Origin of the sequence: Gordonia sp. NPDC062954, assembly GCF_044543825.1 — a bacterium.
Classification (GTDB): Bacteria; Actinomycetota; Actinomycetes; order Mycobacteriales; family Mycobacteriaceae; genus Gordonia; species Gordonia tangerina.
In genome coordinates this window covers 38,304-62,975 of the sequence record NZ_JBITWL010000016.1, presented here as the reverse complement: position 1 = coordinate 62,975, position 24,672 = coordinate 38,304, and the positions used below count along the sequence as shown (strand labels likewise).

The 24,672-nt window shown below is 67.6% G+C and carries 18 protein-coding genes, 1 tRNA gene and 1 pseudogene; 11 read left to right on the top strand and 9 right to left on the bottom strand.

Annotation, left to right across the window (positions count from 1 at the left end; genetic code table 11):
* Nucleotides 1-34: 34 nt before the first annotated feature.
* The 4 genes from otsB to ACIGKQ_RS15785 all read right to left on the bottom strand — a co-directional run bounded on the left by otsB (nt 35) and on the right by ACIGKQ_RS15785 (nt 4,107).
* Entirely contained in the window at nt 35-820 is a 786-nt protein-coding gene (gene otsB, locus ACIGKQ_RS15800; RefSeq protein WP_235723975.1) for a trehalose-phosphatase, read from the bottom strand.
* The gene (locus ACIGKQ_RS15795) at nt 817-2,352 is read right to left on the bottom strand and encodes a trehalose-6-phosphate synthase (protein WP_266060377.1); all 1,536 of its coding nucleotides are present in this window, start codon (nt 2,350-2,352) and stop codon (nt 817-819) included. The genes otsB and ACIGKQ_RS15795 overlap by 4 nt, the downstream gene beginning before the upstream one ends.
* 5 nt (nt 2,353-2,357) lie before the next feature.
* Nucleotides 2,358-2,519, bottom strand: a complete 162-nt coding sequence (locus ACIGKQ_RS15790; RefSeq protein ID WP_006330670.1) for a hypothetical protein — start codon at nt 2,517-2,519, stop codon at nt 2,358-2,360.
* Between the two features lie 127 nt (nt 2,520-2,646).
* Nucleotides 2,647-4,107, bottom strand: coding sequence for a threonine/serine exporter ThrE family protein (locus ACIGKQ_RS15785; protein ID WP_235723977.1), 1,461 nt, complete (start codon nt 4,105-4,107; stop codon nt 2,647-2,649).
* 4 nt (nt 4,108-4,111) lie between these two features.
* Between ACIGKQ_RS15785 and ACIGKQ_RS15780 the strand changes: the two genes are divergently transcribed.
* Nucleotides 4,112-4,186 (top strand) — tRNA-Thr (locus ACIGKQ_RS15780).
* Nucleotides 4,187-4,312: 126 nt separating this feature from the next.
* Here the strand turns inward: ACIGKQ_RS15780 and ACIGKQ_RS15775 are convergent.
* Nucleotides 4,313-5,197, bottom strand: coding sequence for a formylglycine-generating enzyme family protein (locus tag ACIGKQ_RS15775; RefSeq protein WP_396574443.1), 885 nt, complete (start codon nt 5,195-5,197; stop codon nt 4,313-4,315).
* 80 nt (nt 5,198-5,277) lie between these two features.
* On the opposite strand from ACIGKQ_RS15775, the gene ACIGKQ_RS15770 reads away from it, so the two are divergent.
* Both ACIGKQ_RS15770 and ACIGKQ_RS15765 read left to right on the top strand, forming a co-directional pair.
* Nucleotides 5,278-6,825: a carboxylesterase/lipase family protein gene (locus tag ACIGKQ_RS15770; RefSeq protein WP_396574417.1), complete on the top strand. Its 1,548-nt coding sequence runs from the start codon at nt 5,278-5,280 to the stop codon at nt 6,823-6,825.
* 171 nt (nt 6,826-6,996) lie between these two features.
* Nucleotides 6,997-7,275, top strand: a complete 279-nt coding sequence (locus tag ACIGKQ_RS15765; RefSeq protein WP_235723979.1) for a hypothetical protein — start codon at nt 6,997-6,999, stop codon at nt 7,273-7,275.
* Nucleotides 7,276-7,407: 132 nt separating this feature from the next.
* Here ACIGKQ_RS15765 and ACIGKQ_RS15760 read toward each other — a convergent pair whose 3' ends face one another.
* Nucleotides 7,408-11,202 (bottom strand): hypothetical protein, encoded by a 3,795-nt coding sequence (locus tag ACIGKQ_RS15760; protein ID WP_396574416.1) that lies wholly within the window; start codon nt 11,200-11,202, stop codon nt 7,408-7,410.
* Nucleotides 11,203-11,583: 381 nt separating this feature from the next.
* Here ACIGKQ_RS15760 and ACIGKQ_RS15755 point away from each other — a divergent pair, with 381 nt between their 5' ends.
* The 5 genes and pseudogenes from ACIGKQ_RS15755 (at nt 11,584) to ACIGKQ_RS15735 (ending at nt 16,215) form a co-directional block, all read left to right on the top strand.
* Entirely contained in the window at nt 11,584-11,982 is a 399-nt protein-coding gene (locus tag ACIGKQ_RS15755) for a RidA family protein (RefSeq protein ID WP_266060384.1), read from the top strand.
* On the top strand, nt 11,979-13,166 hold the full coding sequence (locus ACIGKQ_RS15750) for a winged helix DNA-binding domain-containing protein (RefSeq protein WP_396574415.1): 1,188 nt from the start codon (nt 11,979-11,981) through the stop codon (nt 13,164-13,166). Before ACIGKQ_RS15755 ends, ACIGKQ_RS15750 begins: the two co-directional genes overlap by 4 nt.
* A gap of 104 nt (nt 13,167-13,270) precedes the next feature.
* The gene (locus ACIGKQ_RS15745; RefSeq protein ID WP_235723982.1) at nt 13,271-13,996 is read left to right on the top strand and encodes a response regulator transcription factor; all 726 of its coding nucleotides are present in this window, start codon (nt 13,271-13,273) and stop codon (nt 13,994-13,996) included.
* A pseudogene (locus ACIGKQ_RS15740) lies at nt 13,993-15,479 on the top strand (sensor histidine kinase). Before ACIGKQ_RS15745 ends, ACIGKQ_RS15740 begins: the two are co-directional and overlap by 4 nt.
* Before the next feature lie 58 nt (nt 15,480-15,537).
* Nucleotides 15,538-16,215, top strand: a complete 678-nt coding sequence (locus ACIGKQ_RS15735; protein ID WP_235723984.1) for a DUF899 family protein — start codon at nt 15,538-15,540, stop codon at nt 16,213-16,215.
* Between the two features lie 3 nt (nt 16,216-16,218).
* Here the strand turns inward: ACIGKQ_RS15735 and ACIGKQ_RS15730 are convergent, their stop codons facing one another.
* Nucleotides 16,219-17,058 carry a hypothetical protein gene (locus ACIGKQ_RS15730; RefSeq protein ID WP_235723985.1) on the bottom strand — a complete coding sequence of 280 codons (840 nt, stop codon included), beginning with the start codon at nt 17,056-17,058 and terminating at the stop codon, nt 16,219-16,221.
* Between the two features lie 238 nt (nt 17,059-17,296).
* Complete coding sequence (locus ACIGKQ_RS15725; protein WP_396574442.1) at nt 17,297-18,298, bottom strand: DNA adenine methylase; 1,002 nt, start codon at nt 18,296-18,298, stop codon at nt 17,297-17,299.
* 182 nt (nt 18,299-18,480) lie between these two features.
* On the opposite strand from ACIGKQ_RS15725, the gene ACIGKQ_RS15720 reads away from it, so the two are divergent.
* Nucleotides 18,481-18,909: an HIT family protein gene (locus ACIGKQ_RS15720; RefSeq protein ID WP_235723986.1), complete on the top strand. Its 429-nt coding sequence runs from the start codon at nt 18,481-18,483 to the stop codon at nt 18,907-18,909.
* Nucleotides 18,910-18,967: 58 nt separating this feature from the next.
* Here ACIGKQ_RS15720 and ACIGKQ_RS15715 read toward each other — a convergent pair whose 3' ends face one another.
* On the bottom strand, nt 18,968-21,061 hold the full coding sequence (locus ACIGKQ_RS15715) for a RecQ family ATP-dependent DNA helicase (protein WP_396574414.1): 2,094 nt from the start codon (nt 21,059-21,061) through the stop codon (nt 18,968-18,970).
* A 132-nt stretch (nt 21,062-21,193) separates the two neighbouring features.
* On the opposite strand from ACIGKQ_RS15715, the gene ACIGKQ_RS15710 reads away from it, so the two are divergent.
* Both ACIGKQ_RS15710 and ACIGKQ_RS15705 read left to right on the top strand, forming a co-directional pair.
* Complete coding sequence (locus ACIGKQ_RS15710; RefSeq protein WP_266060390.1) at nt 21,194-22,486, top strand: bifunctional glycosyltransferase family 2/GtrA family protein; 1,293 nt, start codon at nt 21,194-21,196, stop codon at nt 22,484-22,486.
* Nucleotides 22,483-24,612, top strand: coding sequence for a glycosyltransferase family 39 protein (locus ACIGKQ_RS15705; RefSeq protein ID WP_266060391.1), 2,130 nt, complete (start codon nt 22,483-22,485; stop codon nt 24,610-24,612). Before ACIGKQ_RS15710 ends, ACIGKQ_RS15705 begins: the two co-directional genes overlap by 4 nt.
* Nucleotides 24,613-24,672: the final 60 nt, after the last annotated feature.

Genomic DNA, 24,672 nt, shown 5'->3' with positions numbered 1-24,672 from the left:
TCGCCGGGTCGACATCGATCGCAGCCAGACTGCACTATCGGCCTGTCGACTCCCGCCGCCGTGCGACGATGAACTCGAGCACCGTTGCGACGTCGTCGGTGTCACCGATCCGATGGGTGGCGATGGTGTCCCCCGCGCCGACCTTGATACTCACGTCGCCGCGCTCGGAATCGAGGTGCGCGAACGCCTTCTCGTCGGTCACGTCATCGCCGAGGTAGATGACCGCGTCGGCGCCGACCCGGTCGCGGAGCACGTCGAGGGCGTGGCCCTTGCTGGTCTCGATGACGGCGAGCTCGATGACCTCTTTGCCTTCGGTGACATGCACTCCGGGCCATCGCGCGGGGCCTGATCGCGCCGCCTCGAGCGCTGCGTCGGCGTCGGCCGGTGCGGCATTGCGGACATGCAGCACGGTGCTGGCCGGTTTGGTCTCCACCCGCGAACCAGGGTGATCTGCTGCGATCGAACGTAGTTCGTCGATCAACCGATGAAGTAGCTCGCGGTGTGCTTCGGAGATCTCCTCGACGAAGCCGGTGTCGAACTCGCTGCCGTGGCTGCCGACGAGTGTGACCGGCCCCTTCACCCCGGACAGGTCGGCCAACACCGCCAGCTCCCGGCCGGAGACCACCGCGGCCGCCGTATCGGCGAGGGCTGCGGCCGCTTCGATGGCGGCGACCGACGCCGGGTTGGGTACCGCATCCTCCGGGCGTGACACCAACGGCGACATGCATCCGTCGTAATCGGAGGCGACCAACAGCGTGGGTACTGCAGCGGCGGCGGTCAGGGACTCGCGCAAGTCTGCGGGGATGCCCGTGGCGCTCATTCGTTGCTGTCCGACGATTCCGTTCCACCCTGGACCAGATGTACCCCGCGATTGGGGTCGGCGGCGGTCTCGGTCACCGACTCCAGTGTGCCGAGGAAACTCTCGGCCCATTTGGCGACGTCGTGGGCGAGCACCTGGCGACGCAACGCACGCATGCGTTTGCGGCCGTCCTCGGTGGACTGTTGCACCGCAGCCTCGATCGCGTCCTTGACGCCGTCGAGGTCATACGGGTTGGCCTGATAGGCGGAGCGCAACTCGGCTGCGGCCCCGGTGAATTCGCTGAGCACGAGGGCGCCACCGAGGTCGCTGCGGCACGCCACGTACTCCTTGGCGACCAGGTTCATCCCGTCGCGCAGCGGCGTCACCAGCATCACGTCGGCCGCGACGAAGAAGGCGATCAGTTCGTCGCGCGGCACCGGCCGGTGCAGATACTGGACCACCGGCTGGCCGACGGTCGCGTAGACACCGTTGATGTTGCCGACGAGTTGTTCGATCCCGGCGCGCATCCGGACATAGCTGTCGACACGTTCCCGGCTCGGCGTCGCGAGCTGGATCATCACGGTCTCTTCGGGCTTGATCCGGTGCTCGGCCAACAATTCGGAGAGCGCCTCGAGTCGTACGTCGATGCCCTTGGTGTAGTCGAGACGATCGACGCCGAGCATGATCGTCTTCGGATTGCCGAGTTCTTCGCGGAGCTCGGCGGCACGTTTGCGGATGTCCTTGGACCGTGCCTTGGCGTCGAGGTCACCGGAGTCGATGGAGATCGGGAAGGCGCCGACCCGAACGGTGCGGAAACCCACCTGCACGACACCGAACCGTGAGCGGACGCCGACCGTGCCCTTGCTGGTGGCCTGGCCGGCGAGTCGACGCGCGAGGAACAGGAAGTTCTGGGCGCCGCCCGGCAGATGAAAGCCGATGAGGTCGGCGCCGAGCAGACCCTCGACGATCTCGGTGCGCCAGGGCAGCTGCATGAACAGCTCGACCGGCGGGAAGGGGATGTGTAGGAAGAAGCCGATCTTGAGGTCCGGGCGCAACATCCGCAGCATCTTGGGGACCAGCTGCAGTTGGTAGTCCTGAATCCAGACGATCGCGCCTTCGGCCGCTGCGGTGGCGGTCTTCTCGGCGAAGCGTCGGTTCACCTCGACGTAGGTGTTCCACCACTCGCGGTGATACTCGGGTTTGACCAGAACGTCGTGATACAGCGGCCACAGCGTGGCATTGGAGAACCCCTCGTAGTACTCGGCGATCTCCTGCGTGGACAGCGGCACCGCATGGATGTCGATGCCCTCGATGTCGGGGTTGTCGTCGGAGTCGGCAATACCGGACCAGCCCACCCAGGCGCCGGTCTGCGACCGCAGGATCGGTTCCAGCGCGGTCACCAGACCGCCTGGGCTGCGTTTCCAGTTCACCGTCCCGTCGGGGAGGACCTCCTTGTCGACGGGCAGTCGGTTGGCGACTACGACGAACTGCGCGTCACCGAACTCATGGTCGGCGGTGGTCCCGCCGTTGGACTCGTCCCCGGACCCCGCCATGCGTTTCAGGCGTTCTCGCCCGGCGCGATTCCCAGCATGGACAGCAGCATCCGGCACTCGTCGGCGTCGGTTGCGTAGGCGGCGACGACGCGACGTGCGGAACTTGCCGTCTCGTCGGCGACCGGCTCCAACTCGTCGTCGGTGATGTCGGTGGTTTTCGCAGGCATTACAGTCCTCTGGCTTCACAACGGTGTGCCGCCGGCGGTGACCGGTGGCGCGTGCACGACCGGCGTCGGTGTGCGCATCACGATGTTACCTGCTCCGCGGACGGCCGCCGGTCACACGCCGGGAAGGTCACGGGCGTCGGCGATACCCCTGCAGTCGATTGCGTCGCAGCATCCCCATCCACGCCGGACGGACGGGCAACTGCGGACGCCGCAACGAGCGGGCGATGAACTCACCGAGCGTGACACCGGCCGCAAGCGCGGCGCCGATGCCCAGGGCGTTCATCATCCAGGTGATGCCGTCGAGGGTCTGATCCCCCAGCAAACCGTAGAGCGCGCGGTAGACCGCGAGACCCGGCAGGAGCGGCGTGATGCCGGCGATCGCCACAACCAGCGGCGGGGTCAGCGCGCGGCGGGCGAGCAGACCACCCACCAGTCCGACCAGGGCAGCGGCCACACCGTTGGCCACCACGTCACCGACCGCGGCGACGAAGGACGCCGACGCGACCACCGCGGCGCCGATCGCACCGCCCATGAACGCCACCGGAAGGGCGCGCTTCTCGGCGTAGCTCGCCAACGCGAAGGCGAACGCGGCCAGGGCGCCGGCGAAGATGCGGACCGGCAGTTCAACGGCCGGGAAGGTGGTCTGCGGTGTGATCGTCGGCAGATAGATGCCGACATGCTCCAGGACGCTGATCGCGATACCGACACCGCCGATGAGGCCACCGGTCATCAGCAACAACTCGAAGAATCTCGCGACACCGGTGATCGGGGCGCCGGTGATCGCGTCCTGCACCGAACCGACCAGCGACAACCCCGACAACAGCACCACGATGCCTGCCGCGATGACGAACGACGGCATCAGGTCGATCGACAGATTCAGGTTCTGCGCGATACCGAACGCGGCGGCGGCCGGCACCACGGCGATGAATCCGCCGACGAGCTGCTGGAAGAACACCGGGGTACCGATCCGATTGAGCCGGCGGTTGATCACCACGATGACGACCGTCGTCACAAAAGCGATGAGCGCGCCGAGTTCGGCGCCGCCGAGCAACACCGACACACCCGCGGCCATCAGGCCCCAGGCGCCGGTCGCGATCCGGTGTGGATACGGGTGCGGCGCGGTGATGATCTCGTCTACCTTGCGGTGCGCCGTCGACGGTGTGATCGCCATGTCGCGGATACGACGGACCAGCCGGTCGATCTGTGCCAACCGGGTGAAGTCCATCGAGCGGTAGTAGACCTGCTCCATCGTCGTGATGGGCGGCAAAGTCGCTCCGCGGCGCGCGCTGACCACGATGGTGTTGTAGGTCACGTCGACGTCGACGTCCTCGAGTCCGTAGACACCGCACACGAAGGCGATCTGCTGCTGCGTGTCGATCGCAGCTGTGCCCGAATCCAGTAGGACCGCACCGATCTTGGTGGCGAGGTCGAGCACCTCTGTGATCGCCGCGACGTCGAACCTGTCGATCGGTTTGCGCGGCGAGACCATGATGCTGCCCGGTTCGATCGTGTCGATCGTCGCCGGACGGTCCTCGATCAGCCGGACGGGGTTCAACCATCCCAACGCACGGCCGATATACTCGCGCACGCATGCCTCCTTAGCTCAGTGGTAGAGCACTCGCCTTGTAAGCGAGCGGTCGTCAGTTCAATCCTGACAGGGGGCTCCAACAACCCGCCTCCGGCAGGGGGGCTCCAAAAACCCGCCTCCGGCGCCAGAACCGAGAAGTCAACGGCCTCGGAGGCGGGGTGTGTTCCTGGTTGTGACGCGTTTCATCCGCGCGAGGTCTGCCTACTCACACCACGCACCGAAACCCCAGATGCGACGTCGCCGAGTCGTCGGACTGCGCCGAGCGCGCGGCCGGTCGGTAGCGGCGACAGTACTCCGGTGCGCACAGATGTGATCCACCCTTGGTGACCCGCATGACCTGCGGTGACGTGGTGGGCTCAAGGAGGTTCGGGCGACCGTCGGCATCGACGGCTGCGGTGTCGGACACCGGGTGACGCGGTACCCACACGTCCCAGCATCGCTCCCACACGTTGCCGATCATGTCGTGCAGGCCGAACCCGTTGGGCGGGTACGTGCCGACCGGCGACGTCGTTCCCCAACCGTCGTTGCGGTACGGAAATCGGCCCTTCCAGGTGTTCGCCATGTCGCGCCCGCCGGGCCGCAGCTCGTCGCCGGGCCAGGCGTACTCCTGCCCGTCGAGACCGCCGCTGGCCGCGAACTCCCACTCGGCCTCGGTCGGCAGGCGCCGGCCGACCCAGTCGGCGTAGGCGGCGGCGTCGCGGTAGGCGATGTGCACCACCGGGTGCTCGGCGCGGGCCACGAGGAGATTGTCGGTGCCGGTCGGTCGGCGCCAGCTTGCGCCGGGCTGCCAGCGCCACCACACCCGCCAGTCGTGCAGGTCCACCGGTGCCGCGCTCGGGGTGAACACCACCGAGCCGGGCAGGAGGGAGGCCGGGTCGGCGTCGGGGAAATCAGCCGGGTCCGGCGCCTGCTCGGCGACCGTGACATATCCGGTTGCTGCGATGAACTCGGCGAACTGTGCGGTGGTGACCGGATGGCGTTCGATCGCAAACGGCTCCACCACCCGGTCGTGGGCAGGTTGTTCTTCCGGGTAGTGCCGGTCCGAGCCCATCCGGAACCGGCCACCGGGCAACTCGATCAACTCGGTCATAGGCACGGTTCCGAGAGTAGAAGGTGACCGGTGTGTCACATCTGCGGACGCGGTGTGCGGGTTCGCGCCACGATGGGGACATGGGCGAAGCAGATCTGGTCGTGACGACCATCCACGGGCCGGTTCGGGGCAGCAGTGGCGACGGTGTCGACGTCTGGCGCGGTATCCGGTACGCCGCGGCTCCGGTCGGGGACCTGCGGTGGCGTCGGGCGCGGCCCCCGCAACCCCACGACGACGTCGTCGATGCCACCGGGTTCGGCCCGGTGTGCCCGCAGGAACGCAACCCCGCCATCGCATTGGGCGCCGATGCACAGATGGGTGAGGACTGCCTGTTCCTCAACGTCTGGGCGCCGGTCGCCGATGAGGCGCTACCGGTGATGGTGTGGCTGCATGGCGGTGCCTACGTGTTCGGCAGCGGAAGCCAGCCGCTCTACGAGGCGACCGACCTCGCCCGCGACGGCCGCGTCGTCGTGGTGACGCTCAACTATCGGCTCGGCGCACTCGGCTTCGCCGACCTCACATCGCTCAACGACCTCCTCGACTCAACGCAGCCCCGGTTCGAGTCGAATGCGGCGCTCAGCGACATTCTTCTTGCACTGCAGTGGGTGCGCGACAACATCGCCGGCTTCGGCGGCGATCCCGACAACGTCACCGTTTTCGGTGAGTCGGCGGGCGCCGGAATCGTCACCACGCTGCTGACGATGGCGGCCGCCGACGGTCTGTTCCATCGGGCGATCGCACAGAGTTCACCGGCGACGTCGATGTACGACCACGAGCGCTCGGCGGGGATCGCCGAGAAGCTGATGGCGGCGCTCGGTCTGCGATCCGCCGACGCCGAGCAACTCGCCACCGTTGACGTCGCACGGATCACCGAGGCGACGATGACGGTCTTCACCGACGTTCCGGTGGACAATCCCGGCACCATCGCGTTCGCCCCGGTCATCGACGGCGACCTGGTTCCCCGGCACCCGATGGATGTGTTCCGCGCCGGTGAGTCCATGCCGGTGCCCCTGTTGATCGGGACCAACAAGGACGAGGCGGCGCTGTTCAAGTGGATGAAGTCGCCGTTGATGCCGATCACCCCCGACGACATCGAGCGGATGTTCGCCGACATGATGGCCGAGTACCCGGAGGTGACGGTGCCGCCGCGCGCGCAGATCACCTCGGCGTACTCGGGGATGCGGCCCAAGGTCGCCGGTCTCGGTGTCGCGCGGGACATCGCCTTCCGGATGCCCACGGTGTGGCTTGCCGAAGCGCACGGACGGCACACACCGGTCTACCTGTACCGCTTCGACTGGGCCACCCGGATGCTGCGGGCCCTGCGGGTGGGGGCCACGCACGCCACCGAACTGCCCTACGTCTGGGGCAATCTCGTCGCCGGGCCCAAAGACATCACGTTCAAGCTCGGGGGACGCAAGACCGGCGAGGAGATCTCCGGTCGGCTGCAACGGCGCTGGACCTCGTTCGCCCACCACGGCGTGCCGGATGACAGCGGTGCATTGCCGTGGCCGATGTTCGACGAGCAGACGCGGTCCACGCTGGTCGTCGATTCCGACGACCGCGTCGTCGACGATCTCGACGGCGACATCCGCCGGGCGTGGGGCGACGAGGTGCTGAGCTTCCGGTAGTCGCTGCGCTGTGGTGAACCGCCGGTCCTCACTGGCAATTGTCGCTGCCCGATAACTTTTGTGACTCAAGCCATCTCGATGTGCCCGGCGGCCCGATCACCGCATACATTGGTTCACTGCAGTCATTCACACGACACTCGCGCCTGAGGCGGGGGAAAGGCGGTCGACGAGATGGGCCGGGGAATCAACGAGACGAGCGCACGCGGTACGCGGGCGAAGGTCGTGCGTCGGGTGGTCGGAGCAGGGTTTGCGGGGGCAGCCATGGCCGGGGCGATGGCGTTCGCCGCGGCGCCCGCGAGCGCGCAGCCGCTGCCGACCATCGAGCCGACGGTGGAGAACGCGGCGCCGACGCTGGACAACATCAAGCTGGGCATCACCAAGGCCGTCGAAACCAATCCGGAACTCGAGTCGGTTGGCGAGTGGGCCTTGACGCTGTTCCCGGAGTACTGATACTTCGCGAAACGCCGAGCCGGAACCCGTCGCAGATACGCCTGCGGCGGGTTCCGTCGTCTGTGGACCGTGACGGCGACGATCGCGCGGGCCCAATCGGCTGGCGCGTGACCCGAGGCCGCTCGCGGGCGATCAGCTATGGCATTCGTCGGCGATGTCGGTGTGCGGCAGATACAGTTCGCGCTGCGACTCGGTCAGGTGCGGTGTGCTGTCGCAGATCCACCGGTTGGCGGTGGCGAGGTCGGTGGTCTGCAGGTGGATGCTCCCGGTGACGTCACCGGCGGTGATGATGGTGTCGTCGCTGTACATGTGATCGGGGAACTGCCACTTCGTGGTGGTGTCGGTGGTGGTGATCAACGGGACGATTGACTGCTGGGCGCCGAGTCGGCCGCGATTGAACACGAAGGTGGTGAGGTGATGCGTCGCGGTGCCCACCACCAGCCGGGTCGGGGTCAGCGACAACGTTGCCGCGTGGATGTTGGGTTTGCGATCGATCTCCTTGGCGCCGCCCTCCCCGACGTCCCAGGTGGACAGGTCACGTGCGGCGATGATCAGTGCCGTGCCGTCGCGGCTGAACACCGCCCGCGCCGCCGGGCTGGTGTCGGTGACGACGGCGGTCGGCGCGCGCCGGTCGCCGTCGAGGTCGTAGACGTAGGTGCGTTTGTCGTCGGAGGTCACTGCCAGCCGTCGGCCGTCGGGGCTGAACGCGACACTGCGGATGAGGTCTTCGGGCCCGGTCAGTGGGGCGCCGACGGCCCTCGGTTGCCGGGGATCGCCGACGTCCCAGAGTTGCACGGTGGTGTCGGTGGTGCCGGTGGCGAGAAGGTCGGCTTCTGGGGAGAAGGCGATCGCATTGGTGTATCGCGTCGACACCCGCAGATCGGCGGTGCGACGCGGATCGGCGTGGTCGGCGATATCCCACAGCTGCACCAGCCCACCGTTGTTGTTCGCCGTAGCGGCCAACGTGCCGTCAGCGTTCACGCTGACCGACGGGTGATCGTTGACCCGCCGCTGGATCGGAGTGCGTGACTGCCGGGCCCATCCCTCCGGGCTGGTGGACCACACGTTGAGGGTGGTGTCGGTGCCGACCGTGGTGAGCACCGTGCCGTCGGCGTTGTTCGCCAGGCCGGTGACGGTGCCGCCACGATCGGGGATGACGCCGGTGGGCAGATGCCACAGGTCGATGGCGCCGTCGGAGCGCCCGACCACCATGCTCGACCCGTCCGGGCTGAAGATGCTGGAGAACGTCCGGACCGAGCCCTGTTCCGGCGTGCCCTGCATGCTGGCCGACTGCAATGTCCATTGCGTCACGGGCATCGCCGGGTCGATGGTGTTCCACACCGTCACCCGCCCGTCGGCGCGGGCCGAGGCGAGTTGATCGCCGTCGTCGTCGAAGGTGATCGACCAGGAACCGGCGGTGGTGTTGGGCAGTGTGGTCGTCACCGGGGTGGGACGCGAAGGCGTCGCGACATTCCACAGCTGGGCGTTGGGGCTGTCGCCGGTGACCGCGAGGGTGCGGCTGTCGGGACTGAACGCGACGGCGTGGGTGATGCTGGGAAAACCGGTGATCGGCGGGGCTGCGGGCACCGGTCGGTCACCGTCTGAGGTGTCGAACAGTCGCACCACCTTGTCGTCGCCACCGGTCGCCAACAGTCGACCGTCCGGGCTGTAGGCCACGGTGCGTGCGGCCGCGGAATGGGCGGCCAGCATGGCCGTCTCGCGTACCGCCCCGGACGCGTCGACGGCGAAGATGGTGACCGTGCCGTCGTCTGACGACGCGGCGAGGTGGCGCCCATCCGGCGCGAAGCGCACCATGTAGACGGTTCCGTGCCCGGGACTGACCGAGACCTGTTGGCGTGGCGCCGACGGTTCGCTGATGTCCCACACGCGGACGGTGCCGTCACCACTGCCGGTCGCCAGCAGGGCTTGGCTGGGGTGGAAGGCCACCGAGGTCAGATAGTTGCCGTAGCCGCCCAGCGTCGACACCGTCCGATACGAGCCGTCGGCGGTACGTTGCCACAGCCGGGCGGTGCGGTCGCCGCTCGCGGACGCGAACATCGTGCTGTCGGCGGAGAACCGGACGTCGTACACCGGACCGGAGTGCCCGGTCAGCGGCTCCGACAGCGGACTGGTGGACGCGCCCAACACGCGTTGGCTGATGGTCGGGTCGTCGGGATAGAGATCGAGCGCCACCAGCAGCAGGCGCGCCGCCATCGACGGATTGGTCTGCTGCAGGCTGTCGATGTGCGACAACAGCGCGGCCCGTTCGGCGTTGTTGCGCTGCTGGGTGAGGTCGTGGGCCTGACGTAGGACGATGGCCGCGGTGATCGTCGACACCACGGCCAGCACCACCACCACCGTGATCGACAGCACCCGGATCAGTCGTCGTCGGCGCTGCTGGGTGAACGCGGCGTCGAGGAATGCCTCGTTCTCGGCGGAGAGCAGATGCTGGTAGGTGCGGCGCAGCGCGGCGCGATGTCGGCGGGCATCGTCCAGGCGCGATCCGGTGTAGAGGAATGAGCGGCTGCGATCGGTGTCGAGCCACGCGGTGGTGTCGGTGTCGAGTTGCTGTCGCCACTGGTGGATGCCGGAGTCGGCGGCGATCCATTCGGCCAGCCGGGGCCATGCCGTCAGGACCACGTCGTGGACCAGCATCACCGAGTCCGACGTCACGATCAGCAGACGGGCCTGCGCGAAGATGTCGATGACCGCGGAGATGCGGGCCGGGAACCGATCGGAGATGGTGTCGGTGTGCAGCGGCACGCGCAGCGCCGCACCGCCCGGGCCCACATGCACCAGCGCCAGCAGCAGTGCGCGGGCCAGGTTGCGGTCGTCGGGTTCCACCGCCGACCAGGCGGCTTCGGCGGTGTCGGCGACGGCACGCGCGATGCCGCCGGTGGCGCGATACCCCGAGATCGTCATTCGGTTACCCGACCGGCGTGTCCAGGTCGCCGCCAGCACGTGGGCCAGCAGCGGGAGTCGGCCGGCCCGGTCGCCCACGGTGGACGCCGCATGCAGGTCGCTGATCAGCACGTCGGCGAGGCCCGACTCGATCCGCCCGCCGGCCAGCCGGACCGGACCGGTGATGACCTCGCGCAACTGGGCGCCGGTCATCTCCGACACGATCACACAGCGGGTTTGCCAGGCCTGCGCGAGGAACCCGAACTCCACGCATTGGCCGAAGAAGTCGGCACGCACGCCCAGCACGACCACCGAGTCCTGCGACAGCTCCTCAGCCGCGCGCATCGTCTCGACCAGCACGGTCGGCGGCAGCGCGAACACATCCTCGAACTGATCGAGGACGATCACCTCGGGGAGCCGACGCGACGACCCGCTGTCCGCCGGCTCGGGCTCGGCATGTGTGCCGGGGTAGGCGGTGGGTAGCTGCAGTCCGGTCGCGGTGATCACGGCCCGGCGGGGGGCCCGCACGCGGCGGTCGCGCGCCAGGCCGGCGTCGAGCAGGGAAGACTTTCCGGAGCCCGACACACCGGCCACGATGATCAGTCGGGGACCGGTCGGGGCGTCGGCGGCCTCCACGATGGTGTCGACGAGCGTCGAGATCAGATCGTCGCGGCCGAAGAACACGGCGCTGTCGGCGGCGGTGACCGTCGCGAGCCCGGCGTACGGGCGGGCCACCGCGGAAGTGGTCGGTCGCGCGAGGTCGGGCTCGTCCGCCTCGGTCAGGTGCTTGTCCCAGAGGTCCTTCCACTGCGGCAGGCTCAACACCTCGTCCTGCCCATCGGCCACCGCGCGCGCCGTCAGCCACAGCAGCAGCGGTTCGACGGTCGCGAAATCCCGCGGCAAGTGGCGCCCGTTACGCCAGTCACTGATCCGTTGCGCCGACACCGTCGAGCGTGCTGCGGCAGCCCGCAGTGTCGGCCGGCCCGCCTGCACGAACAGGCGCGCCAACGCACTACCGAAGTCCACTCACATCACCGAAAATTCCCCCGACCGACACTCTCCGGAACATCATGCGCCCAACGTCGTCCGGATCGCCATTCCAGTGAGGCCGAACACCTCGGGTGAATGACCCATGCCAGGGGGTTTCGCGTCGCCGGATCCCCTCCGGTGTCCGGTCCGGAATGTTCGTTTACGCCCTGAACAGCGACGATGTCGAGTCCCGGTGCCGGTCGCTGGCCTGGCGGCGGCGATCGGGGTGAACTGACATCAGCGCGTGAGACCGCCATCGAACGCGCGACTGCAGCCGTTGCCCGACGCGCGGTGGCGCGACGGACGCCGTCAGGTCGGGGGTGCGGGTCGTGCAACGGCTGCAGTCGACCTCTCGAGCGTCGACGTAGGATCGCGGGCATGGCCCGTCTCCGTCTGAACGGTTCGTCCACGCTCCCGGCCGCCGGCTTCGCCTACAGCGCGACAGTCACCGCGGGACCGCTGATCTTCACCGCGGGCATCAGCCCGCTCGACGCGGCCGGCGCGATCGTCCCGCCCGGCGATGTGGTCGGCCAGACGCGGACCTGTCTGGCGAACCTGCGCTCCGTGCTCGACGATCAGGGTGCCTCGATGGCTGACATCGCGAAGCTGACGATCTACGTCGCCGAGCAGTTGCAGGCAGATCTGGTGGTCGCCTGGGACGAGATCGTCGCCGAGTTCGGCACCCCGGTACCGCCGGCGATGATGATGGGCGTCACCGTCCTCGCCTACGACGACCAGCTCGTCGAGATCGAAGCGATCGCCGCACCCGCGGCATGACGACCCGACCCGTCGTCGACGACGCCGAACGCCGCCGACGACTGATCCGACGTCATCACCTCGACCGAACCGACCCCACCGCGGCGCTGACCGAGATGGTCGACGACCTCGTCGGACTGCACGCCACCACACCGTCGACGGTCTACCTGTCGGCGTGGGCGCGGCTTCCCGGGTTCGATCCCGAGACGATGGACCGCGCGCTGTACGCCGATCGGACTCTCGTCAAACAACTCGCCATGCGCCGGACGTTGTTCGTGTTCGGACACACCGTGCTCGCCGAGGCGATCGGTGCGGTCGGCCCCCGCGTGACCGCGTCCGAGCGCACCAACATGCTCCGCGACCTGCGTCGCAGCCCCGACTTCGACGACCCGGACGCCTGGATCGACGCGGCGCGGGCCGCGGTGGCCACCGACCTCGCCGACGGCTGCGCGCGGACCTCCACCGAACTCCGTCGCCGCAACCCGGTCCTCGACGGCCACGTGGTCTACGGCCAGGGCAAGTCGTGGGGTGGTCGCGTCGCGATGGGACCGCGTGTGCTGAACATGATGAGCGCGGCCGGGGAGATCGTGCGCGGACCCAACTCGGCGACCTGGACGTTGTCGCGGCCATCGTGGGTGGCGATGGAACGTTGGCTGGGCCACGAACTCCCGCAGGTGTCGGCGGCCGACGGTCACCGCGCCATGGTGCGCCGCTGGTTGCGAGCATTCGGACCGGGCACCGAGACCGATATCGTCTGGTGGTTGGGCAGCACCAAACGTGTCGTGCGTACCGCGCTGGCCGACCACGACGCGGTCGAGGTCGACCTCGACGGCGGCGCCGTCGGCTACCTGTTGCCCGACGACCTGCCCGACGGTGCCGACGATGCGCCGCCACCGCAGGCCCATCTGCTGCCCGAACTCGACCCCACCACGATGGGCTGGAAGGAGCGTGGTTTCTACCTCGGCCCACATGCCGAGCACGTCTTCGACCGCAACGGCAACGGCGGGCAGACGGCCTGGTGGGACGGGCGGATCGTCGGCGGTTGGCGTCAGAACAAGGACGACGGACACATCGAGTTACACCCGTTCGAGAAACTGCCGGCGGTGGCGATGCGCGCGCTGACCGAGCAGGCCGAGGCGCTGGCGGGGTGGTTGGGGGAGGTTCGGCCCACCCCGGGCTACCCTGCGCCGTTCATGCGTGGCTGAGCCCGCGGCCTGGTCGACATCCGGCATCAGGGCTGGTGAGCATTCACAGAGTTCTCCCAGGAACCGTCCAGATCCATGGCAGGCTGGTCGGCGAGAGTGATGGCATGAGCGAATCTGTGAACGGTCCGGCAGGCGGCCAGGGCGCCAAGGTACTCGTCGTCGACGACGAGGAGAACATCCGCGAGCTGCTGTCGGTGTCGCTCAAGTTCCAGGGCTATGAGGTTTCGACCGCCGAGAACGGGCCGTCGGCGCTCGACCGCTGCCGCACCTTCAAACCCGATGTATTGATTCTCGACGTGATGATGCCGGGGATGGACGGTTTCGGGCTGCTGCGCCGGCTGCGCGCCGACGGCATCGACGCCCCGGTGCTGTTCCTGTCCGCCCGCGATTCGGTGGAGGACAAGATCAACGGACTGACCATCGGCGGCGACGACTACGTGACCAAACCGTTCTCGCTCGAGGAGGTCGTCGCCCGGCTGCAGGTGTTGCTGCGTCGCAGCGGTTTCGACGAGCAGGCCAAGGAGTCGGCCCGCATCACATTCGCCGACATCGAACTCGATGACGAGACGCATGAGGTGTGGAAGGCGGGCAACTTGGTGGCGCTCTCACCCACCGAATTCACCCTGTTGCGCTATTTCATGGTCAACGCCGGAACCGTGTTGTCGAAGCCCCGCATCCTCGACCACGTGTGGAATTACGACTTCGGTGGCGAGGTCAATGTGGTCGAGTCCTACGTCTCCTATCTGCGCCGCAAACTCGACACCGGCGACAAGCGCCTGATCCACACCTTGCGCGGCGTCGGCTACGTGATGCGAGAGCCCCGCGAGTGACCTCCCCACCTACCACCGCCCCGACCGGACACGCACCGGAGCCGGCCCGCAAGCGCGGGCTGCCGCTGCGGCTGTCTTTGGTCGGCCTGACCCTGGTCCTGGTGGTGCTGGGACTGTTTGCGTCAGGCATCGCGGTGACCTCAGCGATGAAGCAGGACCTGCTCTCGCGCACCGACGAAGGTCTGACGTCGTCGGTGGAGACCTGGGCCAAGCCGCGCGACCCGGTCAGTTTCACCCCGGGACCGCCGTTGGGGCCGCGTCGCCCGCCGTCGCAGTTCTATTCGATGATCGTCACCAGCGACGGCAACACCATCGTCAACAACGACTTCTCGTCGCAACCCGATCTGGAGTCGCTTCCCGAGGGCAGCACCGGACCGATGACCGTCGATTCGGCCGACGGCGACGGCCCCAGTGGCGGGTGATCAAGGACGAGACGCCCTACGGTGTGTCGATCGTGGCCACCCCGCTCAGCGATGTCCACGCCACGCTGACGCGGCTGATGTGGCTGCAGTTGGGCATCGGTGCGTTGGTCGTGCTGGCGATCGGTGTGCTCAGCTATCTGCTGGTGCGGTCGAGTCTGCGGCCGCTGCGTCGGGTTGAGGAGACCGCCCACGCGATCGCGGCGGGCAACCTCAACATGCGGGTGCCGCCGGCCCCGCCCAACACCGAAGTCGGCAGTCTGTCGGAGTCGCTGAACACAATGCTCGGCCAGATCCAGCGGGCATTTGCACGAACAGCCGCCTCTGAACAGCAGGCTCGCTCATCCGAAGAACAGGCACGCACCTCGGAGGAGAAGATGCGCCGGTTCATTGCCGACGCCAGCCACGAGCTGCGTACACCGTTGACCTCGATCAAGGGGTTCGCGGAGTTGTACAAGCAGGGCGCAGTGCCCGACGCCGCCGATGCGATGGGCCGGATCGACGCCGAGGCCGGCCGGATGGGTCTGCTGGTGGAGGACCTGCTGATGTTGGCTCGCCTCGACGCCCACCGCCCCGTCGACAACCGCCCGGTCGATCTGCTGGCCGTCGTCGCCGACGCGGTGCACGGTGCTGCGGCGGCCGCCCCGCACCGTGAGATCCACGTCGAGATAGGTACCACCGGTGAGCCGCCCGTGGTGACCGGCGACGCGCCGCGGTTGCTGCAAGTGCTGCGGAACCTGATCAACAATGCCATCGCGCACACACCCGACGACGCGTCGATCACCGTGGGCATCGACGTCGACACGACCGCCGAGAACGATGACGTGGTGATGACCGTGGCCGACACCGGGCAAGGTCTGACCCCCGAGGAGGCCGCGCATGTGTTCGAGCGGTTCTACCGGGGCGACTCGTCGCGTCATCGCGGCGACCGTGGCGGCGGCAGCGGGCTGGGGTTGTCCATTGTTTCGGCACTGGTGGACGCGCACGGCGGTACCGTCGGGGTGGACTCGACACCAGGGCAGGGATCGCGGTTCTGGGTGCGATTGCCGCGTCGGATCGACTAGACCGATGAGTTTCGTCGCCCGGCACGGTCAGTAGTGGGACAGCGAAAGGGGATCACTCATGTCCGCACAGATGCCGCCGGTCGTCGACGAACAGTCCTGGCGAACCGCCCTCGCCGAACTCCGGGCCCGGGAGAAGGCCGCCACCCGCGAACTCGACGCGATCGCCGCGCAGCGACGCCGCTTACCGATGGTCGAGATGCCCGATTACACACTGATCGGACCCGACGGGCCGATCTCGTTGGTTGACGTCTTCGACGGCCGCGCCCAGCTGATCGTCTACAACCACATGTGGAGCGACGGCGCAGAATTCCAGTGCGGCGGCTGCACGAGCTTCACCGCACAGTTCACCCGGCTCGACTTCCTGGCGAACTATGACGCGCGGTTCGTCATCGTCACCAACGGGCCGATCGAGGAAGCCCTCGCCTACAAGGCACGCGTCGGCAATCAGATGGAGTGGTACTCGTCGTCGGAGAGCTCATTCGGCGCCGACGTCGACGCCGGGCCGGGTGAGGGATTCGGCGTCAACGTTTTCCTCCGTGACGGCGACACCGTCTACCGCACCTGGCACACGAATGGTCGCGGCACCGAGCAGCTCTCGCACACCTTCCCACTGATCGACGCCCTGCCCTACGGGCGGCGAGAGGAATGGCAGGATTCCCCCGACGGTTGGCCGCGCACCCCGACGTATTCGGGCTGGCTGGATTCGCCGGATATCGCTCGGCTCTACGGCGAATAGCAGTCAGATCAGTCGGCGCAGCGTTGCGAACTCGCGGACGTCCTCGCGGAACCGGTCCAGGCTGACCAATGTGTACATGCCGTCGATCTGCCGGTCGGCCCACAGTTGGTGGATTCGTCGTAGATCGGATTGCCTTGACTTCCAACCGATTCCGTCGATCACCGCGAGCACGAGTTGCCGGGGCAGCCGCACCTCGGCCATCTCTTCGATTTCGCGGACCGCGTCGGTGAGCTTGCTGCCGGTGGAGTCGAAACCCTTGGCGGCCACCACGATGTCGGCGGTGTCGGGATCGCCGATGATCAGGTCTGCCGGGGCGGTGCGGCCGTTGCGGCCGGTGAAGCGTGACCGCGTGGTGTAGTCGAGTCCGAGATCCTGTGCGATGGACTCGATCTCGTCCTCGATACGCCGTCCGGAAGCGCCGGCCCGGGTGGCGGTCACCCGACTGCCGGCACGGGCGACCAGGATGTCGGCAAAAGTGTACGTGCGTTCCAGTTGGGTGCGCAGCATCCGGACCAGGTCGAACTCGGTGTCGAGCCAGGTGACCAGATCCACCGGCTGTGTCCGGGCAACCCCATGCCAGCCGGTGGTGCCGAACCGGTCACGCAACACATTCTTCAGCTTCTCCTGGGAGAGACCGACCGCCAGCCCGAGAACCGGGACGTCGGCGGGATGATCGCGGGCCCAGGCCGCGAGCCCGGCGACGTCGGTGTCGAGGAGCTCACCCAGGCTGCCCGTGGCCGTGGTGATCCGCTCGGCCTCCGGCGTCGATGCGGTCGGGTCGACGTGAGAGGTCAAGCGGCCCAGCGTCTTCAGGTAGTCGTCGAAGTCTCCCGCGTCACTCATCCGACGCTGCTTCCGCTGGTCGTGTAGCCCGTGGTGTTTCCGCTGGTCGAGTAGCCCGCGAGGAACGAGCGGGCGTATCGAGACCAGGTTGCGTGGTCTCGATACGCGGGCTCGCCCTGGGGGGCTCGCTCGCTACTCGACCACCGATGGAGGTGGCTTTCTTCGCTGGTCGAGTAGCCCGCGAGGAACGAGCGGGCGTATCGAGACCAGACGCAGCTACCGAGAACGTCATCACCGCTCAGTCGCGACCGATGAACAGGTACTCACTCACATCGCGCCGGGTGGCGGCGACGTGCGTGCCGAAACTGTACTTGTGGTCGATCGCGATCACCTCGACGGACGGCTTGACCTTACCCAGCAGATCGACGATCCGGTCGGCGCCGGGCAGCGCATTGGAGGAGTAGGAGAGCACGATCGCGCCCGCGTGCTCGAAATGTTCGAAGGTGCGCACCAGTGCGTCCTCGATCGAATGCTTGTAAGCAAACGGCGTGTAGCGCTTGGTGAGCTTCTTGGTCTTGGTGTGCTCCATGATCGTCATACCCTGCCAATACGCGCTGAGTCCTTCGAGGAAGTGGTAGCGCTTGATGTAATCGTTGTCGTCGGTCGGCGGCGCGTACGGCGGATCGAGATAGACAAGGTCCGGTGGGGCGTCGAGCGCCGACAGATCGAGATCGAAGATGTCGCCGCTCACGCTGCGGTTGGACCGCCCGTTGCTGAACACGGTGGCGTTGTACTCGGCGGCCGACCGCGTGCGGAAATGGTCGCGCAACGACATCCGCAGGTCACGGCGGCCGTCGGCATAGCGCGACGAATCGGTGAAGGTGAACACCCCACGCGGTTGTTTACGGGCCGCCGACAACACAAGCGCCGAAATGGCCAGGTCGCGGCGGTAACCGCGCAACCGGTCGATGTGTGACCAGGCCGAGTCCAGGAATGCGCGGTCCTCGGCGTCGAAGTACAGGCCGTCGAAGGTGGTCTGGATGAAATCCCGATCGTCGGCGGGCGGACCACAGATCTCGTCGATGAGGTCCGACTCCAGTCGCACGCTGGAGTTGGCGACCGTGGCCCGGGTGATGATGTGCGGGAAGGTGAGGAAGTCGTTGCTCAGCACCTGAAAACCCTGCGCCTTCAACAGGTACGACACGACGCCCGAACCGGAGAACGCGTCGACGGCGGTGCTGCCGCCGATCTCTGCGAAGGTGCGTTCCAGGTGCGGTAGGAGCCGAAACTTCGAACCCATGTACCGCAACCGCGGGAACCGCTGGGCGTGCTCGACCACGTCGGTCGAGGCAACGGTGTGGACCCGGGACGGTCCGCCGCGGGTGAACTCTGGTCGACTCACACGAAAAGAATGTCATGGACCTCCGACAGGTCGCCGACAACACGTCGGGCGGCACCGGGCTCGCAGCTACAGTGATCCCCATGGCTTCCGTCTTCACCATGATAATCAACGGAGAACTGCCCGGACGGTTCGTGTGGCGTGACGGCCAGGCCGTCGCCTTCCTCACCATCAACCCGGTGACGCCCGGACATGTGCTCGTCGTGCCCCGCAAAGAGGTAGACCACTGGGAACAGATGGACACCGCCTCCTACACCCACCTCACCGACGTCTCGCAGAAGGTGGGCCGGGCGGTGAAAGAAGCCTTCGGGGCGTCCCGGGTGGGCACGATGATCGCGGGGCTGGAGGTGCCGCACGTGCACATCCACGTGTTCCCGCTGGAGAGCATGGACGCCTTCGACCTGGGCAATGCGCAAAAGGATCCCGACCCCGCCGAACTCGACGACGCGGCCGCCAAGATCCGCGCAGCCCTGCGCTCCACCGGCTACGGCGAGTACGTCGCCGACGCCTGACCCCCGATTTCGTAGTATGAACCGGCGATTTCTGCACGGTTCGTACTACGGATCCGGGTCAGACCGTGCGGTGGATGAGCAGCGGCGACACTGTGGCGGCGCAGGCCTCGCGCAGCGCGGCGGCGGCCAGTGTGATCGGCCAGCCCGACGCGTTCTCGTCGACCACGAGGAGCACGTTCTGACCGGCGACGTCGGGCATGTCACCGAGGTGATCGCGCCAGTAGACGGCCTCGGTGGCGCCGGTCGCGTCGCGACCCGGGGGTTCGCCCATCCGGACCGGGATCGAGAGGCCCGGACGCTTGCCCACCCGACACAGATACTCGGTGACTTGCTCGGCGAGCGTGGTACCGGTCAGCCGCAGCGACGCGATCACATCCGGACGAACGCCGCCTTCGCGCACCCAGGCCGCGAGAGTCGCGACTGCCGCGTCGCCGAGATCGCTCAGCGCGGCGTCGTCACCTCGACGTGCTCCGGCCAGCAACTCGGTCCACTCCGGGGCATCGGCATGCGCCAGCACTCGTCCGGTCTCCGCCGCGAGCGTGGCCGGAATGCGTCCGCGCGTGCCGAACACGCCGCCCGGCCACATCTTGCGTGGCTCGAGCCGCAAAGCCGAACGACGTAGTGCGCCGGTGATCGTCCGCACCGTCTCGGTGGGCACGTCGGCCGACAATGGTTCGGTCAACCGGCCGCGGCACACCGAGCAGCGCCCGCACGGCTGTGCCTCGGGGTCGTCGAGCGACGACGTGAGCAGCTGCATGAGGCATTGCCGCCCGGCTACATAGGAGCGCATGATGTCGGCCTCGCGACGGCGCACCTCGATGACGCCGTCGTAGTGTGCCTGGTCGTAGGTCCATTCGACCCCGGTCGCCTGCCATCCGTCGGGCCCCCGGTCGGTGGCGCCGTCGACGGCCAGTTGCTTGAGCATCAGTTCCACTCGGCCCCTGCGGAATCCGGTGGATGCCTCGAGTTGGGGAACCGACATTGGGCCGTCCGCTGAGTTCAGGGCATCGAGCAGTGCGTGCATCTTGTCGGGTTCGGGGATGGTCGCGGTGGCGAAATGATCCCAGATGGCGTCATCGGTGCGTGATGCCAGCAACATCACCACCGCCTCGTCGAGTGCGCGCCCGGCACGACCGACCTGCTGGTAGTAGGAGACCGGTGACGGTGGTGCGCCCACGTGCACCACGAAACCGAGGTCGGGTTTGTCGTAGCCCATGCCCAGGGCCGAGGTGGCCACCAGTGCCTTGACCTCGTTGCGCAACAACGCATCCTCCAGCTCGTGCCGCCGCTGCGCGTCGAGCTGGCCGGTGTAGGCCGCGACCGGATACTCGGTGCCGTGCACAGCGGTGATGGCGTCGACCAGGCGGTCCGCATCGGCGACGGTGAGGACGTAGACGATGCCCGACCCCGGCAGCTGCGGAAGGTACTCGGCGACCCAGCCGTAGCGTTGGATCGGCGAGAGCGCATCGATCACGTTGAGGTGCAACGATCGTCGTGCCAGTGCGCCCCGCAGCACCAGGGTGTGCGAGCCGAGTTGGGCGGCCACGTCCTCGGTGACCCGGGCGTTGGCGGTTGCGGTGGTCGCCAGCACCGGCGTCTGCGGGTTCAGTGTCTGCAGCACGTCGGAGACGCGACGGTAATCGGGTCGAAAATCGTGACCCCAGTCCGAGATCGCGTGGGCCTCGTCGATCACCAACAGCCCGAGCTGACCGGTGAGCGCGTCGAGCACACGCCGGCCGAACCCGGGATTGGCCAAACGCTCCGGGGACACCAGCAGCACATCGAGATCCCCGCCGCGCAGCTGTGCCTCGATCATCGACCACTCGTCGACATTCGACGAATTCAGGGTCGCCGCCCGTAGCCCGGCCCGCTCGGCCGCAGCGACCTGATCACGCATCAACGACAGCAAGGGCGAGACGATCAGGGTGGGCCCGGCAGACGCGCTGCGCAGGATCGCCGTCGCCGACCAGTACACCGCTGACTTACCCCACCCGGTGGCCTGGACCACCAGCACGCGCGCCGACGGCTCCAGCAGCGCTGCCACCGCCGTGAGCTGATCGTCGCGTAGGCGTGCACCCGGCCCGGCGAGACTCTCGATCACCCGGTCGGCGGCCGTCTGCTGGTCAGGGCGCAGGGATGTGGGGGAGTTCATGACGCCAACCTATCGGTCGTGACCGACACCCGATGGTCGACTCGATCCGTTGTCCACAGACGTCAGGCCCTCACAGGAACCTGACAGCTTCAGCGCAGAGTGGGCGAAGTTAGGCATCCGATCCTCGTACACATGACAGCAGAAGCCCTTCCGACGACAGGCGAGCGCGTGGTGACGGTGGCCGACAGTTCGACACCCGCGCCCGTCCTCGACATCGTCGTCCCCGTGTACAACGAGCAGACCGATGTCGCCGGAGCGGTGCGGCGGCTGCGCGACCATCTACGGGTCAACGTGCCGTACCCGTCCCGGATCACCGTCGCCGACAATGCCAGCACCGATTCCACTTTGGCCATCGCCGCCGAACTCGCCGGCGAGATCGACGGTCTGCGGGTGGTGCATCTCGACCAGAAGGGTCGAGGACGCGCGCTCAACGCGGTGTGGCGGGCCAGCGACGCGCAGATCGTCGCCTACTGCGACGTCGACCTGTCGACCGACCTCAACGCGTTGATGCCGCTGATCGCGCCGTTGATCTCCGGGCACTCCGACATCGCGATCGGCACCCGGCTGTCGCGGTCGTCACGGGTGGTGCGCGGACCGAAGCGCGAATTCATCTCCCGCTCGTACAACCTCATCCTCAAAACGACGATGCGCGCCAAGTTCTCCGACGCGCAGTGCGGTTTCAAGGCCATGCGCACCGATATCGCCCGGCAGGTGCTGCCCTATGTCGAGGACACCGGTTGGTTCTTCGACACCGAGCTGCTGGTGCTGGCCGAGCGGATCGGCCTGCGGATCGCCGAGGTGCCCGTCGACTGGGTCGACGACCCCGACAGCACCGTCGACATCGTCTCCACTGCGGTCGCCGACCTGAAAGGCTGCGCCCGCGTCGGCTACGCCTTGACGACGGGCCGGTTGCCCATCGCCGAACTGCGTGCCGCCCTCGGCCGCGGCCGAGGGCCCGGCCCCGACATCGACGGCGTCCCGTTCGGATTGGTCGGCCAACTCGCCCGGTTCTGCGTGATCGGCATCGCCTCGACCATCGCGTATGCCGTTCTGTACCTGATGCTGCACGCCTTCCTCGGCGCTCAGGTCTCCAACTTCGCTGCACTCGCGATCACCGCCGTCCTCAATACCGCCGCCAACCGGCGCTTCAGCTTCGGCGTGCAGGGGCGTGCGGGGATGATGCGGCACCAATTCTTCGGACTCGGTGTGTTCCTGTTCGGCTGGGCAGTGACCGCCGGTTCGCTGGTCATCCTGCACGGGGCCGCGCCCGAGGCGTCCAAGCATGTCGAACTGGTGGTACTGGTGGTGGCCAACCTCGTTGCCACGCTGACCCGATTCGTCGGCCTGCGCTGGGTGTTCCGCAGCCACAACAATGCCCGTGACGTCGCCGGCCCGGCCGGCGCGATGGAAGGCGCCGCCGAATGACCGCCGTTGTCGACGCACACTCCGCCGCACCCGTTCCGCCCGACGCACCCGCGTCCGGGCGGAACGCCCCTGTGTGGCAGCGTCTGTCACTGGTCGCGTTGCTGCTCGGCACCGCGATCGCGTATCTCGCGAATCTTTCCGCCAACGGCTGGGCCAACTCCTTCTACTCGGCGGCCATCCAGGCCGGATCGGAGTCGTGGAAGGCGTGGTTCTTCGGGTCGTCGGACATGGCCAACTCCATCACCGTCGACAAACCGCCTGCCTCGCTGTGGATTCCGGGGATCTCGGTGCGTATCTTCGGACTCAACTCGTGGTCGATCCTGGTGCCCGAGGTGCTGATGGGTGTGGCGTCGGTGGCGTTGCTCTACCTGATCACCAAGAAATACTTCGGCCACTGGCCGGGCATCCTCGCCGGCCTGGTGCTGGCGGTCACGCCGGTCGCTGCGATGATGTTCCGCTTCGACAACCCCGAGGCCCTGCTCCTGCTGCTGATGATCGCGGCGGTGTGGGCGACGCTGAAGGCGGTCGAGGACGGCAGACTGCGCTGGATGGTCCTGACCGGTGTCTTCGTCGGTTTCGGTTTCCTCACCAAGCAACTGCAGGTGATGCTCATCGTGCCGCCGCTGGCGATCACCTACCTGGCCTTCGGCCAACACACCTGGGTCAAGCGCATCGGGCACCTGTTCGCCGCGTTGGGAGCGATGATCGTCAGCGCCGGTTGGTGGATTCTCGCCGTCGAACTGTGGCCGGCGTCGTCGCGCCCCTGGATCGGTGGCTCGCAGAACAACTCGATCCTGGAACTCACGCTGGGCTACAACGGTTTCGGTCGACTCAACGGCAACGAGACCGGCAGCGTCGTCCCTGGTGGTCGGGGCGGTGGCTACACCGGAGCGATGGGCGGACCCGCCGGTTACGTCGGTGCGGGCGGGCCACCCGGTGGTGGACCCGGCGGCGGTGGCGGGATGTGGGGGCAGACCGGCTGGCTGCGCATGTTCGAACCGGCGCAGGGTGGTCAGATCGCCTGGCTGATCCCTACCGGCATCGTGCTGGGGATCGCTGCGCTGGTACTGATCGGCAAGGCCCGACGCACCGACGCACGCCGCGCCTACCTCGCGGTGTGGGGACTGTGGCTGCTGGTGACGATGGCGGTCTTCAGCTTCATGGCCGGTATCTTCCACAGCTACTACACCGCGGCGCTGGCACCTGCGGTCGCCGCGGTAGTGGCTGGTGGGGCAGCGGTGTGCTGGTCGCAGCGGGATCGGCTGTGGGTGCGCATCGTGCTCGCCGCGGCCGTCTGGATCGCCGCGATCTGGGGTTTCGTACTGCTGAACCGGTCACCGGACTTCGTGCCGTGGCTGAGGTGGATGGTGCTGCTCGTCGGGCTGGTCAGCGGTGTCGTGATGCTGTTGGCACATCGGACCTACCTGTCGGCGGTCGCGGCGATCACCGCACTGGCTGCTGGGTTGGCCGGGCCGATCGCCTACACGGTTGACACCATCGCCACACCCAAACAAGGGTCGATCATCAGTGCGGGCCCCCGTGTCGAGGGCGAATTCGGCCCCGGCGGGGGTGGACCCGGCGGCCGGGGTGGTGGGGGACGCGACGGTGCGCGCGGTGGTGCGGCCGGTGCGCCCTGGATGACGCCGGGCGGAAACGCCGGTGCGAACGGTGCCGGTCCGGCCATGCCCGCCGACGGTGGATTCCCCGGCATGGCGGGTCCCGGCATGATGGGCCCTGAGGCGGGCACCGGCGGACCGGGCGGGCTGCTCAACGGCTCGACACCGAGCGCCGAACTCGTCGCGATGCTGCGCACCGACGCCGACAGCTACACCTGGGTGGGTGCGGCGGTCGGATCCAACGAGGCGTCGGGATACCAACTCGAGTCCGGGTACTCGGTGATGCCGATCGGCGGCTTCAACGGGACCGACCCATCGCCGACGCTGGAGCAGTTCCAGAAGTTGGTCTCCGATGGGCAGATCCACTACTTCCTCGGTGGTGGCCGCGGGTTCGGCATGTCGGATGAGTCGCAACCCTCGGCGCAGATCGCCCAGTGGGTGGCCGACAACTTCACCGCCGAAACCGTCGACGGCACCACGGTGTACGACTTGACGGCGCCAACTGAGTGAGCCGGTTCCTCCGCCCGGTGTCGGTTACCCGTCCGGAAACGGCGGGCGGAGGACCACAAA